Source organism: Hyphomicrobium sp. CS1BSMeth3, assembly GCF_900117415.1.
In the GTDB taxonomy this organism is placed as follows: Bacteria; Pseudomonadota; Alphaproteobacteria; order Rhizobiales; family Hyphomicrobiaceae.
This window is the reverse complement of sequence record NZ_FPEI01000006.1, coordinates 1,249,940-1,263,425: the sequence shown is the minus strand read 5'-3', so window position 1 is coordinate 1,263,425 and position 13,486 is coordinate 1,249,940. Positions and strand designations below refer to the sequence as shown.

General features: G+C 63.5%; 14 protein-coding genes. 9 read left to right on the top strand and 5 right to left on the bottom strand.

From position 1 onward, the window contains the following. The first annotated feature begins 168 nt into the window (after window positions 1–168). Both CS1BSM3_RS20965 and CS1BSM3_RS20960 read left to right on the top strand, forming a co-directional pair. Window positions 169–1,398 carry an MFS transporter gene (locus CS1BSM3_RS20965; RefSeq protein ID WP_244540640.1) on the top strand — a complete coding sequence of 410 codons (1,230 nt, stop codon included), beginning with the start codon at window positions 169–171 and terminating at the stop codon, window positions 1,396–1,398. Between the two features lie 224 nt (window positions 1,399–1,622). Continuing rightward, window positions 1,623–2,690 carry an alpha/beta fold hydrolase gene (locus tag CS1BSM3_RS20960; RefSeq protein ID WP_072390437.1) on the top strand — a complete coding sequence of 356 codons (1,068 nt, stop codon included), beginning with the start codon at window positions 1,623–1,625 and terminating at the stop codon, window positions 2,688–2,690. A 46-nt stretch (window positions 2,691–2,736) separates the two neighbouring features. Here the strand turns inward: CS1BSM3_RS20960 and CS1BSM3_RS20955 are convergent, their stop codons facing one another. From CS1BSM3_RS20955 to CS1BSM3_RS20940, 4 genes are read right to left on the bottom strand one after another with little or no spacing between them, the layout of a single operon-like run. Further along, entirely contained in the window at window positions 2,737–4,239 is a 1,503-nt protein-coding gene (locus CS1BSM3_RS20955) for a tripartite tricarboxylate transporter permease (RefSeq protein WP_072390434.1), read from the bottom strand. 5 nt (window positions 4,240–4,244) lie between these two features. After that, window positions 4,245–4,703 carry a tripartite tricarboxylate transporter TctB family protein gene (locus CS1BSM3_RS20950; protein WP_072390431.1) on the bottom strand — a complete coding sequence of 153 codons (459 nt, stop codon included), beginning with the start codon at window positions 4,701–4,703 and terminating at the stop codon, window positions 4,245–4,247. Between the two features lie 37 nt (window positions 4,704–4,740). After that, a complete protein-coding gene (locus CS1BSM3_RS20945; protein ID WP_072390429.1) occupies window positions 4,741–5,724 on the bottom strand; it encodes an acrylyl-CoA reductase (NADPH) in 984 nt (327 codons plus the stop codon). A gap of 31 nt (window positions 5,725–5,755) precedes the next feature. Then, the gene (locus tag CS1BSM3_RS20940) at window positions 5,756–6,379 is read right to left on the bottom strand and encodes an acrylate utilization transcriptional regulator AcuR (RefSeq protein WP_072390426.1); all 624 of its coding nucleotides are present in this window, start codon (window positions 6,377–6,379) and stop codon (window positions 5,756–5,758) included. A gap of 358 nt (window positions 6,380–6,737) precedes the next feature. On the opposite strand from CS1BSM3_RS20940, the gene CS1BSM3_RS20935 reads away from it, so the two are divergent. Genes CS1BSM3_RS20935 through CS1BSM3_RS20905 form a run of 7 tightly spaced genes read left to right on the top strand, consistent with a single transcriptional unit; the run spans window position 6,738 to window position 12,401 of the window. Next, window positions 6,738–7,712 (top strand): Bug family tripartite tricarboxylate transporter substrate binding protein, encoded by a 975-nt coding sequence (locus CS1BSM3_RS20935; RefSeq protein ID WP_083528775.1) that lies wholly within the window; start codon window positions 6,738–6,740, stop codon window positions 7,710–7,712. Window positions 7,713–7,750: 38 nt separating this feature from the next. Continuing rightward, complete coding sequence (locus tag CS1BSM3_RS20930) at window positions 7,751–8,941, top strand: acyl-CoA dehydrogenase family protein (RefSeq protein WP_072390423.1); 1,191 nt, start codon at window positions 7,751–7,753, stop codon at window positions 8,939–8,941. Between the two features lie 13 nt (window positions 8,942–8,954). Beyond that, window positions 8,955–9,617, top strand: a complete 663-nt coding sequence (locus tag CS1BSM3_RS20925; RefSeq protein ID WP_072390420.1) for a 3-oxoacid CoA-transferase subunit A — start codon at window positions 8,955–8,957, stop codon at window positions 9,615–9,617. After that, complete coding sequence (locus CS1BSM3_RS20920; RefSeq protein ID WP_072390417.1) at window positions 9,614–10,297, top strand: 3-oxoacid CoA-transferase subunit B; 684 nt, start codon at window positions 9,614–9,616, stop codon at window positions 10,295–10,297. Before CS1BSM3_RS20925 ends, CS1BSM3_RS20920 begins: the two co-directional genes overlap by 4 nt. A gap of 25 nt (window positions 10,298–10,322) precedes the next feature. Continuing rightward, a complete protein-coding gene (locus CS1BSM3_RS20915; RefSeq protein WP_072390414.1) occupies window positions 10,323–10,832 on the top strand; it encodes an MOSC domain-containing protein in 510 nt (169 codons plus the stop codon). Further along, window positions 10,832–11,782, top strand: a complete 951-nt coding sequence (locus CS1BSM3_RS20910) for a PDR/VanB family oxidoreductase (RefSeq protein WP_072390411.1) — start codon at window positions 10,832–10,834, stop codon at window positions 11,780–11,782. The genes CS1BSM3_RS20915 and CS1BSM3_RS20910 overlap by 1 nt, the downstream gene beginning before the upstream one ends. 43 nt (window positions 11,783–11,825) lie before the next feature. Continuing rightward, a complete protein-coding gene (locus CS1BSM3_RS20905) occupies window positions 11,826–12,401 on the top strand; it encodes a helix-turn-helix domain-containing protein (protein WP_244540578.1) in 576 nt (191 codons plus the stop codon). Between the two features lie 27 nt (window positions 12,402–12,428). On the opposite strand, the gene CS1BSM3_RS20900 is transcribed toward CS1BSM3_RS20905, so the two are convergent. Next, window positions 12,429–13,343, bottom strand: coding sequence for a LysR substrate-binding domain-containing protein (locus tag CS1BSM3_RS20900; RefSeq protein WP_072390405.1), 915 nt, complete (start codon window positions 13,341–13,343; stop codon window positions 12,429–12,431). Window positions 13,344–13,486 lie beyond the last annotated feature (143 nt).

Sequence of the window (13,486 nt, the reverse complement as noted above, 5' to 3'; positions counted from 1 at the left end):
GCGGACAATCACCGCTGTTCGCCACAATTGTCTCGACAAGTCGCTCTTCGCTACGGGTTGATGAGCGGAAGTGCCATCGGTCGGTGGTATCGACGCGGCTGGCCCTCAACAGCCTCCCTGCAGGTGCGCAACACTGATGTGGCAATGAAGTTCAATGCTGGGCTCGCCATGGCGGTATCACAATCGATCAAGGGCAACTTGAAGCAAATCCCGGCGGGGGTCTGGGTTCTCGGCTTCGTCTCGATGCTCATGGACATCTCATCGGAGATGATCCACGCGCTGCTGCCCATCTACATGGTGACCGTCCTCGGCACCTCGACCTTGGCGGTCGGCATCATCGAAGGCATTGCCGAGGCGACCGCGGCCATCACCAAGATCTTCTCCGGTGCATTGTCCGACTGGCTGGGCAAACGCAAAGGGCTTGCCGTTCTTGGCTACGGCATGGCGGCCTTCACCAAGCCGATCTTCCCGCTTGCGCCGAGCCTCTCCTGGCTGATCGCCGCCCGCTTCATCGACAGGGTCGGCAAAGGCGTGCGCGGCGCGCCTCGCGACGCGCTCGTTGCCGACCTGGCTTCGCCCGAGGTGCGCGGCGCAAGCTTCGGGCTCAGACAATCTCTCGATACGATTGGCGCCTTCGTCGGCCCGCTGCTCGCGATCCTGCTGATGCTCTGGACGGCCAACAATTTCCAGGCTGTGTTTTGGATCGCCGTCATTCCCGCCTTCCTCGCCTTCGGCCTGATCGCCTTCGCGGTCAAAGAGCCCGAGCGGCCGACTGAGCTGCGCAAGGTCATGTCGCCGTTGAGCCGCGTAGAGCTGGTCCGGCTCGGCGCGGACTACTGGTGGGTCGTCGGCATCGCGACGGTTTTCACGCTGGCCCGTTTCAGCGAGGCTTTTCTCATCCTGCGGGCACAGTCGGTCGGACTGCCGATCGCGCTGGTTCCCGCCGTGATGGTGCTGATGAATATCGTCTACGCTCTTGCCGCGTATCCAGCCGGTGTCCTCTCCGATCGGGTCGACCGTCATTCCATTCTGATCGCAGGACTTACACTTCTGATCGTTGCCGACATCGTTCTCGCCTTGTCCGGCGGCATCGTCGGTGTCGCCTTGGGCGTCGTCCTGTGGGGACTGCACATGGGGCTGACGCAGGGCCTGCTCGCGACGCTCGTCGCCGATACTGCGCCAGCGGAGCTGCGTGGTACGGCCTACGGCATGTTCAATCTCATGACCGGCCTCGCGCTGCTGGCAGCCAGCGTCATCGCCGGTGCCCTTTGGGACGTCATCGGTCCGCAAGGTACGTTCCTGGCCGGCGCAACCTTCACCGCGGTCGCCATCGCCGGCCTCCTGGCGCTTCGTCGCAACGGCCTTGCCGGCGGTGCGCAGAGGTCGTCAGAGCAGTGACCTGAGTCAGGTCGATAAACGTATCCGGATGCCGGGGTGACATCGATCCGGGGTTTGTACCGATCCTCGGCGCGGTCGAGAGCTGGTCTGCTTCGCAGGGCACGCTCACTCCAGGTCGACCTATGGAGGCCACGCTGCGTCCTGGAAGCTGGTCGGCTGATCGCCTCGCCAGGGCCGATTTCTTTGAAGCAAGGAGACCGGCACTCCGGCCATGGAGCATCGCCATGCCTGCGAAAACGCCACCACCGACCCGCCGCCGCTTTCTCGGTACATCGGCTGTGGGCGCCCTCGCCATTGCTACCGCCAAGCTTGCTCCGATCGGCTCTGCGGAGGCGCAAACCAGGACGAAGCGTGCAGATCTCCCCAAAATCAAGCCAGGATCGAACACATCGTTCGCCTCGCTGAGGCAGATCGATGCCGGTGTCCTGAATACGGGCTACGCCGAAGCGGGCCCCGCCGACGGCCCTGCGGTCATCCTTCTGCACGGCTGGCCCTATGACATTCACAGCTTCGTCGATGTCGCGCCGCTGCTCGCGTCGGCGGGCTACCGGGTGATCGTCCCCTATCTGCGGGGCTACGGCACGACGCGCTTTCTTTCGAGCGCGACATTCCGCAACGGCCAGCCGTCGGTCATCGCCGTCGATATCATCGCCTTGATGGACGCCCTCAAAATCGAGAAGGCGATCGTCGCCGGCTATGATTGGGGCGCGCGGACCGCCAACATCATGGCTGCGCTCTGGCCGGAGCGCTGCAAGGGCATGGTGTCCGTGAGCGGTTATCTGATCGGCAGCCAGGACGCCGGCAAGATGCCTTTGCCGCCGAAGAGCGAGCTCGAATGGTGGTACCAGTTTTATTTCGCCACCGAGCGCGGCCGCGCGGGCTACGAGAAATACACGCACGACTTCGCAAAACTCATCTGGCAGATCGCATCACCGAAGTGGGCCTTTAGTGACGCCACGTTCAATCGCAGCGCCGCGGCGTTCGACAATCCGGACCACGTGGCGATCGTCGTGCACAACTACCGCTGGCGGCTGGGCCTCGCCGAAGGCGAGCCAAAATATGACGATCTCGAGAAGCGGCTCGCCGAATTTCCGGTGATCAGGGTGCCCACCATTACCCTCGAAGGCGATGCCAACGGTGCGCCGCATCCTGACCCGAGCACCTATGCCAAGAAGTTCTCCGGCAGATACACGCACCGAACCATCACGGGCGGCATCGGGCACAACTTGCCCCAGGAAGCACCAAACGCATTTGCACAAGCGGTCATCGAGGTCGACAGCTACGCGACCTGATCAGCATCTGACCGGTTGCTGAGAACCATCGATCGCGTGCGGAGGTTCAATCTTCCGCAAATGCCGCGGCTCGAGTTCTGCGGAACCATGGAAAGAGCACGAGGCACAAGGCGACGGCGGCGAGCACGAGCAACGCAGCACTGATGGGGCGATGCAGGAAAATCATGGGGTCGCCGCGGGAGAGCGTGAGCGAGCGGCGCAGGTATTCCTCCATCATCGGCCCCAGGATGAAGCCGAGCAGCATCGGCGCCAGCTCGCAATTGAGCTTGATGAGGATGTAACCGAGCAATCCGAACACCACCATTACATAGAGATCGAATGGCGTGTTGTTCAGGCTGAACACGCCGACGGCGCAGAACACCATGATGCCGGGAAAGAGTATGTGGTAGGGGATCATCAGCATCCGCGCCCATACCCCGACCAGCGGCAGGTTCAGGATGATCAGGAACAGATTTCCGATCCACATCGACACGATGAGCCCCCAGAAGAGAGCGGGCTGCTCCGTCATCACCGACGGCCCCGGCTGGACGCCGTGAATGATGAGGGCGCCGATCATGAGCGCCATCACCGGGTTCGAAGGAATGCCGAGCGTGAGCATGGGAATGAAGGACGTCTGCGCGCCGGCATTGTTGGCCGACTCGGGCGCGGCGACGCCTTCGATGGCCCCTTTTCCGAACTCATCGGAGCGAGGGGAGATCTTCTTCTCGAGCGAATAGGCGGCAAACGACGACAGGATGGCGCCGCCGCCCGGCAGGATGCCGAGCACGGATCCAACGACAGTGCCGCGCACGATAGGACCCACGATGCGCTTCCAGTCCTCTCGCGTGGGCATCATGTTTGCGAGCTTGCCCACCAGGGCGGACCGATCGCTCTCGTTCTCGAGGTTCTTGATGATCTCGCCGAGCCCGAACATCCCCATGGCCACGGCGACGAAGTTGAGGCCGTCCGAAAGTTCCGGGACGCCGAGCGTGAAGCGTTGCACGGCCGCGTTCGGATCAGTGCCGACGAGGCCGAGAAGAAGGCCGAGAACGATCATGCCGATCGCTTTGAGCAGCGGACCGTGCGCAAGCACGACCGAGGCCAGGAGGCCGAGCACCATCAGGGAGAAGTATTCCGGCGGACCGAACTTGAGGGCGATCTCGGCAAGTGGTGGTGCTGCGAGCGCAATGAGGAGCGTGGCGACGGTGCCGGCGAAGAAAGATCCGATCGCGGCCGTTGCGAGCGCGACGCCGGCCCGGCCCTTGCGGGCCATGGCGTAGCCGTCGAGCGCTGTTACGAGGGAGGACGACTCTCCCGGCAGATTGATCAGGATCGCCGTCGTCGAGCCGCCGTACTGTGCGCCGTAATAGATGCCCGCGAGCATGATCAGGGCCGATACGGGAGGCAGCCCGAAAGTTGCCGGAAGTAGCATGGCGATCGTCGCAACGGGCCCGAGGCCCGGGAGCACGCCGATCAACGTGCCGAGGAAAACCCCGGCCAGGCAGTACATCAGGTTGAGGGGCGTGATGGCCGTCCCGAAACCCAGCATCAAGTCGGTGATGACGTCCATGGTGCTTACTCGACGAACCAGGTCCCGATGACGGGCATTGGCACGCCGAGCCCGTAGACGAAGACGACACCGCAGAAGATCGTGAGAATGGCCGCCATGATCAGTGCGGTCCGCCAGTGGAAGCGTTCGCTCGCGGCAGCGGAGATCAGGGTCAGCGCTGGCACCGCGAAGATGATGCCGGCACCGCGAACCAATGCGGCGAAGAGCAAGCCGGCTGCGGTGATCGCCAACATGCCTTTGAGCGCGAGTTTCGTAATCGGCTCACCGCCGACAATGACCGAGCGAACGATCGTGATGATGCCGATGAGGACCAGGAGGCCGGAGAGGATGATCGGGAAGAAGCTCGGCCCCATGCGGAGCGCCGATCCGAAATCCATCCCGCGGGCGTGATACAGGAACAGCGAGCCGAAGAAGATGAACAGGAGGCCTGCCCAGAAATCGGAAGGACTACGAATGGCGATCATGGAGCATCCCCTTTCACGCGGCTGGCCACGCTGCTCGTCATTTCCACACGTTGACTACGACGCGTCCGCGCAGCTTGCCGGCCATGAGCTCTTCGGTCGCTGCAAGCACATCGCGGAGGGCGATCTCGCGTGTGGCCCGGGCGAGGCCCATGGCGCCGGGTGAGGCGGCAAGCCGGCGCCAAGCTTCGGCACGCTCCTCCCGCGGGCGTGTGACGCTATTGATGCCGAGCAGGCTCACGCCGCGCAGGATGAATGGTGCAACGGATGAGGGCAGATCGAGCCCCTGCGCCATGCCGCAGGCTGCGACAGCGCCATCCGCACGAAGCCCGGCGCACACGTTGGCCAGGGTGTGGCTGCCGACGGAGTCGATGGCGGCGGCCCATTGCTCTTTCTGCAGAGGCTTGCCCGGCTTGGAGAGCTGCTCGCGATCGATGATCTCGGTAGCGCCGAGTCCCTCGAGATAGGCCGCTTCCGAAACGCGTCCCGTCGCCGCGACAACGCGGTAGCCAAGGCCCGAAAGGATCGCAATGGCGAAGCTGCCGACGCCGCCGTTCGCCCCGGTGACCAGCACAGGCCCATGCTTTGGCGTCAGTCCGAAGCGCTCCAGCGCGATGACGCACAGCATGGCGGTATAGCCGGCCGTACCGATGGCCATGGCCTCACGCGACGAGATCGACGATGGTTGATGGATGAGCCAGGAGCCCTTTACCCTGGCCTTCTGCGCGAGTCCGCCCCAGTGCTGCTCGCCGACACCCCAACCATTCAGGATGACGCGGTCGCCGGCTGAGAATTCAGGATCCGTGCTCGTTTCCACCACGCCTGCGAAATCGATGCCAGGCACCATAGGAAACGAGCGCACGACCGGGCCCTTGCCCGTGATGGCGAGGCCATCCTTGTAGTTGAGCGTACTGTATTCGACGCGGACGGTGACCTCGCCTTCAGGAAGCTGGTCTTCGCGAACTGTGGTCGCTTGGGCGCGGTAGCCACGTTCGTCCTTCTCTACGAGAATTGCTTCGATCACGAGACACCCCTCAGCGCGACTGGATCGCGGGTTAGCGCGGCAAGCCGCGAATGAAGCCGTTCAAGAAGGTTTCGAGGGGCCCCGGCCCTCTCACCAGGCGGGCGCGCATGACCGCCCCCTCCCAACCGATCCAGAAGAACTGAGCCAGAGCATTGCAGTCGGCTGTGCGTGCGATGGCGCCCTGCTTGCGTGCCAATCGGAGGCACGTCGCGATCCGCGCTTCCCAGCCGGAGATGATGGCATCCAGGCTTTTGCGGTAGTCGGCGGGTAATGCTTCCAGTTCCTGCGAGAGATTGCCGACGAGGCAGCCGCGCGTGTAGCGGTGACGCGCCATACCTGACTTGGCGTCAGCGACGAAATCGGCAATGCGATCGAGCGGCGCGCGACTTTCATTGAGGAGCGCGCGATCGAGCTTGCGCACGAAGTAGGCGTCGTAGGCCTTCATCACCTCTTCGCCGAAATCCGTCTTGCTCTGGAAGTAGTGATAGAACGAGCCCTTGGGCACCGTCGCGCGCTTCAGAACGGCGTCGAGTCCCGTCGCCGCAAATCCCTGCTCGGTCAGAAGCTCCATCCCGCAGCGAATGAGCACATCGCGCGTCGAGGCATATCCGATCTCGCGCGCATTGGGCTTCGGAGGAACGGCTTTTCTTGCCATCGCGGCGGGTATCCGGTGGGGAGATTGGAAGCGATCGTGCCTTATTAGACCGATCGTCTATTCCTTTGACCCTGTCAAGCTATGCGAACGTCACCGCATCATGTCGAGCGCAATCTGCATATTGCAGTGCCGCAATTCAACGCGGAGAAGCGCAGGATAACTCTGTTTAATCGATAAAACATCGAGCAGATCGTGCCTGTTTGGCGTGCCATTGCACCAAATCCAGGCCGCGTGCCGGTTCGCCGAGCAATCGGCTCAAGTCTTGCGCAGGGGATGACATGAGTTTCGTTATTGACACTTTGTGTCCTCGCGGAGCTAGATTGCGCATCTGGCGAAGGCTTTCCACCGGAGGCGATTTATGAAGATGTCGAAGATGCTGCTGATGGCAGTCGCGCTCGCTGCATCGACTACTGCGGTGCTGGCGGCTGACGACTATCCATCAAAGCCGGTCAAACTGGTGGTCGGTTTCCCGCCGGGTGGCCCCACCGACATTATCGCGCGCGTCATCGGCCAGAGCTTGTCGGCCGAGCTTGGAAAGCCCGTCATTATCGAGAACCAGGGCGGAGCCGGCGGCGTTATCGCGGCAGCCAGTGTCGTCAAAGCCAAGCCCGATGGCTACACGCTGCTCGTGAGCGTGGAATCGGCGCAGACACGCGCTCTCGCCATGAACGGCAACCTTGCATACGACCAGGTCAAAGACTTCACCTTCATTCGCAAGGTCGCGAGGCAGCGCAGCTTGATTGTGGCGCATCCCGGCGTGCCTGTATCCGATGTGAAGGGCCTCATTGCCTATCTCAAGGCCCGCCCTAGTGAGGTGAACACGGGTGGGACCTTCGGAACGTCGTCCCATATCGGCGGTATGTTCTTCGACATGCTGAACGATACCAAGATGACGTTCATCAACTATCCCGGTGGTGCGCAGCCGATCATCGATACGATTGCCGGGACAGTTCAGGTCGGCTTCTTCACCGAGGCGACGGTGGCCCAGCACGTGAAGAGTGGCAAGCTGAAGGCGCTCGCCATCGCGGGCTCGGAGCGTTCGCCTGGTCTCCCGGATCTGCCGACGGTCGAGGAAAGCGGCGGAAAGCTCAGGGATCCCTCGCCGTGGTTCGGGATCGTCGGGCCGGCAGCCTTGCCGCCCGCCGTCGTCAAGAAGGTCGGCGATGCGCTCGATGCCATGATGCAGAACAAGGAGTTCGTCGCGCAGCTCGAAAAGATCGGCGCATCACCCATTCGCGGATCCACTGCCGACAAGTTCGCCAAAGAAGTCGGCGAGGAAGTAGACTTCTGGAACAAGTGGGCCAAGGAGAATAAGACGCCGCTGGCTCGATAAGAGGCCGGCGACGGTCGGGAAGGAATGGGGATCGTCCAATGCAGTTCTACGCGCAATACGACCGTGTGCTCACCGCAGAGGAACGATCGTTCGTCGACAAGGCGCGGCACTTCTGCGCCGGCGCCTTCTCCTCCGAGGCTCATGATGCGTACATGCGTGGAGAGCCCTTTCCTTCGGACTGGTACAGGCGCTGGGCGCAGGAGGGCATGCTGGGTCTCCAGGCGCGACGGGAGGACGGCGGCCATGCGGCCTCCTTCCTCTGCAAGATCCGCGTTGCGCAGGAGATGGCGCGGCACAGCTTCGCTGCGGCCTTCTGCATGAACCATCATCAAGGATCGCTGACGCGGCTGTCGCAGACGGGAAGCGCGCGCCAGAAAGAGGAGTTGCTGCCAGGGATGCTGAGCGGCGACATCCTTGCAACGATCGCGATGACGGAGCCTGGTGGCGGTAGCGACGTCGCCGCGCTCACCACGACGGCGACGCCGGCCGAAGGTGGCTGGCGCCTCAATGGTACCAAGGCCTGGTTGACCAATGGGCTGATGGTCAACGCCCTTATTGTCCTGGCGCGCGTCGAGGGCGCAGATCGCGGCGACAACATGGCGAGCTTCCTCGTGCGCCTCGACGGCGCGTCGAGCGTGACGCGGCGCGAGATCATGGTGCCTGGCGCGCGCTCTTTCCGCTTTGCCGAGATCAGCTTCGAGGATCACTTCGTGCCGACGTGGGCGCTGTTCGTGCCGCCGGGCGAAGCTTTCAAGACGGCCATGGGCGGCATCAACGCGGCGCGCGTCCACGTCGCGGCCATGTGCGTGGCGACACTCGAGGCCGCGTTCGCCGAGGCCGTGGCCTACTGTGATCGGCGACACGCTTTCGGCAAGCCGCTGCTGGGGCATCAGGGTCTGCGGTGGGAGCTCGCCGAGGTGGCGACCAGGCTCGAAGCTGCCAATGCGCTGGTCTTTCGCGCTGCCGAGTGCGTCGAACGCGGCGAGCCGATCGTCACGCTTGCCGCGCAATGCAAGACGTTCGCCGTGGACACGGCGTTGTGGGGTGTCGATCAGTGCATTCGTGCCATGGGGGCGGTCGGAACGTCAGGCGCACATCGCCTGAGCATGCTCCAGGCCGAGGTGCGCATGGCAGCCTACGGCGACGGCACCAATCAGATGCTTCTGGATCGCATCGGCCGCGGGCTCGCGAAGGACTACCCCGTGGCATCGGGCTTCGATCATCAATAGCAGGGGCGGAATTGTGCGAAACGTTGTCGTAAAGGACGCGCGTGAGGCGGTCGCCGGATTGAAGGACGGCCACACGGTCATGGTGGGCGGTTTCGGCGGTGCCGGACTGCCGCGCGATACGATCAAGGCCGTGCTGGACACCGGCGTGCGCGAGCTCACGGTCATCTCCAACAATGCGGGCTCCGACGAGAGCGATCTGTCGCTCTGGTTTGCGGCGCGCATCGTCAGGAAGATCGTCTGCTCCTATCCTCGCGCGGCGCAGGTCTTCGCGGAGCAGTATCGCGCCGGCACCGTGGAGCTGGAGCTCGTGCCGCAAGGCACGCTCGTGGAACGCATTCGCGCGGGCGGCGCGGGGCTCGGCGGATTTCTTTCGCCGGTGGGTGTCGGCACCGTCTTCGAGCACGGAAAGCAGAAGATCAATGTCGGCGGCCGCGATTTCCTGCTCGAGCTTCCGCTGAAGGCGGACTTCGCCTTCGTGAAGGGCAAGTGCGCGGACGCGTTCGGCAACGTCACCTACAACATGACGGCGCGCAATCACTGCCAGGTGATGGCAACGGCGGCGAGCACCGTCGCCATCGAGGTCGATCGCATCGTGGAGGTGGGCGAGCTCGATCCCGAGAGCATCGTGACGCCGTGCATATTCGTCGATCGCGTATTCGAGAGGGGGCTGCAATGAAGGTGCTCGCGCGCGCGGACTTGGCGAAGATGGTGGCCTTGCACCTGCCCACCGAAGGTTTCGTCAACCTCGGCATTGGTGCGCCGACGCAGATCGCCGACTTCCTGCCTGCGGACACCGGTGTGATCCTGCACAGCGAGAACGGTATCCTGAATGTCGGCCCCAAGCCGCCGTCGGGCGAAGAGGATTGGGATCTCATCAACGCCGGCAAAATGCCGATCACATTGAGGGAGGGCGGCTCGTACTTCGACTCGAGCACGTCGTTTGCGATGATGCGCGGCGGCCATCTGGATATCGCCATTCTCGGCGCCTTCCAGGTCTCCGCCAAAGGCGACCTGGCCAACTGGAGCACAGGTGACAGCGACGGCGCGCCACCCGGGGTCGGTGGTGCCGTCGATCTCGCCGTCGGCGCAAAGGCCATCTGGATCATGATGGATCACATCACGCGCGAGGGTAAGCCGAGGATCGTCAAGAAGTGCACGTTCCCGCTGACCGCCGTGGGCGTGGTCTCGCGCATCTTCACCAACCTCGCGATCATCGACGTCACAGCGGGTGGGCTCGTCGTCGATGCCATGCTCGAGGGGCTGACGCTGGCAGGTCTTCAAGACCTCACGGGCGCTGAGCTGCAAGCACCTGCCAAGCCTCGCGTCATCCGTACGGACGGCACTTCGTCCCTCTAGTTCCCTGCCTCGGAGCTTCGTCTCAATGAACGTGCAACCAACATCAATGCAGCAGGTGAAGCCCACGTGGAGCGGTGTCGTGCGATACCTGCACGCCACGCCGCGCGCCTTCCTGCCGATGAAATCCTTCAACGAGCTCACGCTGGTCGCAGGGCGCGGCATCGAGGGCGATCGCTACATGATCGGCCAGGAAGCCGGCTTCTACTCGCACAAGCCGGAGGAAGGGCGGCAGGTCACGCTCTTCGAGATGGAGACGCTGGAGGCCATCGAGCGCGACGCGAAGATCAAGCTATTGCCGCACGAGCACCGGCGCAACGTCACGGTCGAGGGCGTGCCGCTCAATCATCTCGTCGGGCGCCGCTTCTGGCTTGGCGCGACCCTGCTCGAGGCGACGCGCCTGTCGTTTCCGTGCCGGCACATCGAGGAGATCCTGGAGAAGCCCGTGTTCGATCCGCTCATCCATCGCTCGGGCTTGAACTGTAAGATCCTGGTTGGTGGCGTCGTGCGCGTCGGCGATATCGTGCGGCCCGAATAATGGCAAAACCGATCAAGACGGTTCAGACCGTGGTGACCGCCGTCGATGAGCCGGCGAGGGGCGTGAAGCGCCTCGTTCTTGCCGATCCCGATGACTGGGAGCTGCCGCCGTTCCGGCCGGGTGCGCACATCGACCTGCATCTGGCAAAGGGCTTGGTGCGCACCTATTCGCTGTGCAACGAGCCGACGGACAATCGGCGCTACGAGATTGCGGTCAAGTGCGAGGCTGACGGCCGTGGTGGCTCTCGTTTCGTGCACGAGGAGCTCCGCGTCGGCACGGCGCTCGGCGTGTCCCTCCCGAGAGGCGGGCTCAAGACCCACGATCAGGCGCTGAATGTGTTCATCGCGGGCGGCATTGGCGTCACGCCCTTCGTCTCGGCCATTCGCGATCTGCGGGAGAAGGGCCGGACGAACTACGTGCTTCATTGGGCGAGCTCGGGCCATCCGGTTTTGCCGGGGATGGTCGCGGACGCCTTCGCCGACGGGCATGTGCATCTCTACAATACTGCAATCGAGCCACGGCCGAGCCTTGCGGCCATCCTGAAACAATATGGCGACGAGGCCGGTGCCTTCTGCTGTGGACCCACGTCCATGCTGGATGCGTTCGATGCGGCAACGGCGAGCTGGCCCGCCGAACGAAAGCACGTCGAGCGCTTCACGCCGCCTGCGTTTGCGCGCGACGACAATGCGGCCCCCTACACGCTCGTTCTTGCTCAAAGCAAAAAGGAGATCGTCGTCCGGCCGGAAATCGGCTTGGTGGGCGCCCTCGAGGAGCTGGAGGCCGACGTGTCTGTCTCGTGTGCCGGTGGCATCTGCGGCTCGTGCCGGACGCGTTGGCTGGAGGGGCCACCGATCCACAATGACAGCGTGCTGTCGCCGATGCAGCGCCAGCACGAGGTCATGGTATGTGTCGCTGGATGCGCAGGCCCGCGGCTTGTCCTCGATATCTAGGGGCAAGCGGTCCATTGGACCGCTGGCAGATCGGGAGCTGCCGGTGTATGAGGGCAGTTCCCTTGTATTTGCTTCGTTGAATGAAGATATGCTCCACAATCTAAGGCTATTGCGCGTGCAAGCCGGCATGACGCTGGAGCAGCTTGCGCTGCAATCGGGTCTCACCCGAAGCTACCTGTCCAAGGTTGAGCGCGGCCTGTCGAACCCGTCCATCGGTGCCGCTATGACGATAGCGAGAGCACTTGGGATTGGTGTCGAGCAGCTCTTCGGCCAGCCATCCCAAGAGGATCCGATCAGTGTCGTGCGGGCCAAGAACGGCAAGGCCGGTGATCCGCGGGACTATCTTTCCATGGTCGCCGGCGGGCCGGATCGAGTTATGCGCGCCTTCGTCCTGAGACCGGGTCAGAGGCCGGGGCGTGCGCGGATCATGAGCCATCACGATGGCGAAGAGATCTTCTTTGTCTTGACGGGGCGCATCGAGCTGCAGATTGGACGGCGGATTGAGGTTCTGAACCCCGGCGACTGCGTCCAGTTCGATTCGACCATCCCACACAAGGTCACCGCCCTGACGTCGGAGGCGGCATCGGCCTTGGTTGTGGTCGTTGCCACGGATGGCTGATGAGCGGACATTAGATCCGAGGGGAGCCTAGTCCGTGCGGCCGGAAGCAACAGTTGAGCCGAGCCAGCTCGCGAAGGCGCGAATGATCTGCTGTCGCGGATGGTCGGCCTCGTGGACGAGGTGGAACTGGTAGCCCGGCAGGCGTAGGTCGAAAGCCTTCACGAGCGTGCCGTCTGCAACTTTCGACGCCACTAGGACATCACTGAAAATGCCGATGCCTTGGCCGGACAGGACCGCCTCAAGAGCGTGCAGCTCCTCCCGGAAGCTCAGATGCTGCATCTCCTTCGCCGCGGGCACATTCTTCCATCGCTGCTCCGCCAAGGCCAGCCACCTCTGCCAGGTCGGCGCCTCGGTATCGCTCGGCGACCAGAAGGCGTGCACGAGCACCTGACCATGCAGGTCGGTGACGCGGCGCAGCTTGGCCTTCAGGGCGGGGCGGCAATAAGCGTAGAACGAATCCGTCGCCAGGAGTTGTGCGACCCCGTCGACAGGCGCCGTTCGAGCGTATCGGATTGCGACGTCGGCCTCGCGCCGCTTGAGGTCGAGCACGGCGTCCGTGCCAATGACCTCCATCGGCACATCCGGTCGCAACTTGCCCCAGCCGGGCAGCCGCGGAACCAGCCAGCAGTGGGCGAACGCGTTGGTTGTCGTAATGCGCAAGGGGCGGCCGCCCGCATCCTGCTTCACCGCCGCAATGGCTCCGGCGAAGATCGTGAGCCCATCGCGGATAGCGGGAAACAGGCGCTCGCCGGGTTCCGTCAGTGACAGGGGGCGCGGTCGGCGGCGAAACAGCGGACATCCGCAATAGCGCTCCAGCAACCGGATGTGGTGACTGATCGCGGTCGGCGTCACGCCCAGCTCAGCCGCGGCCTGCTTGAAGCTGAGGTGGCGCGCCGCAGCCTCGAACGCTCGCAGCTCGATCAAGGGTGGTAGCTGGCTCATGGGCGGCAATCTAGTGTCCCGATGCCGAAGCTCGCCACACCTCGATGCTGGCGTCCCGAGCGACACCGTGTCCCGACATGCGGCGAATTTCTCGATCGCCACACTAGATGAATATCCCTCACCTTGGGATGAAATCTTTGATT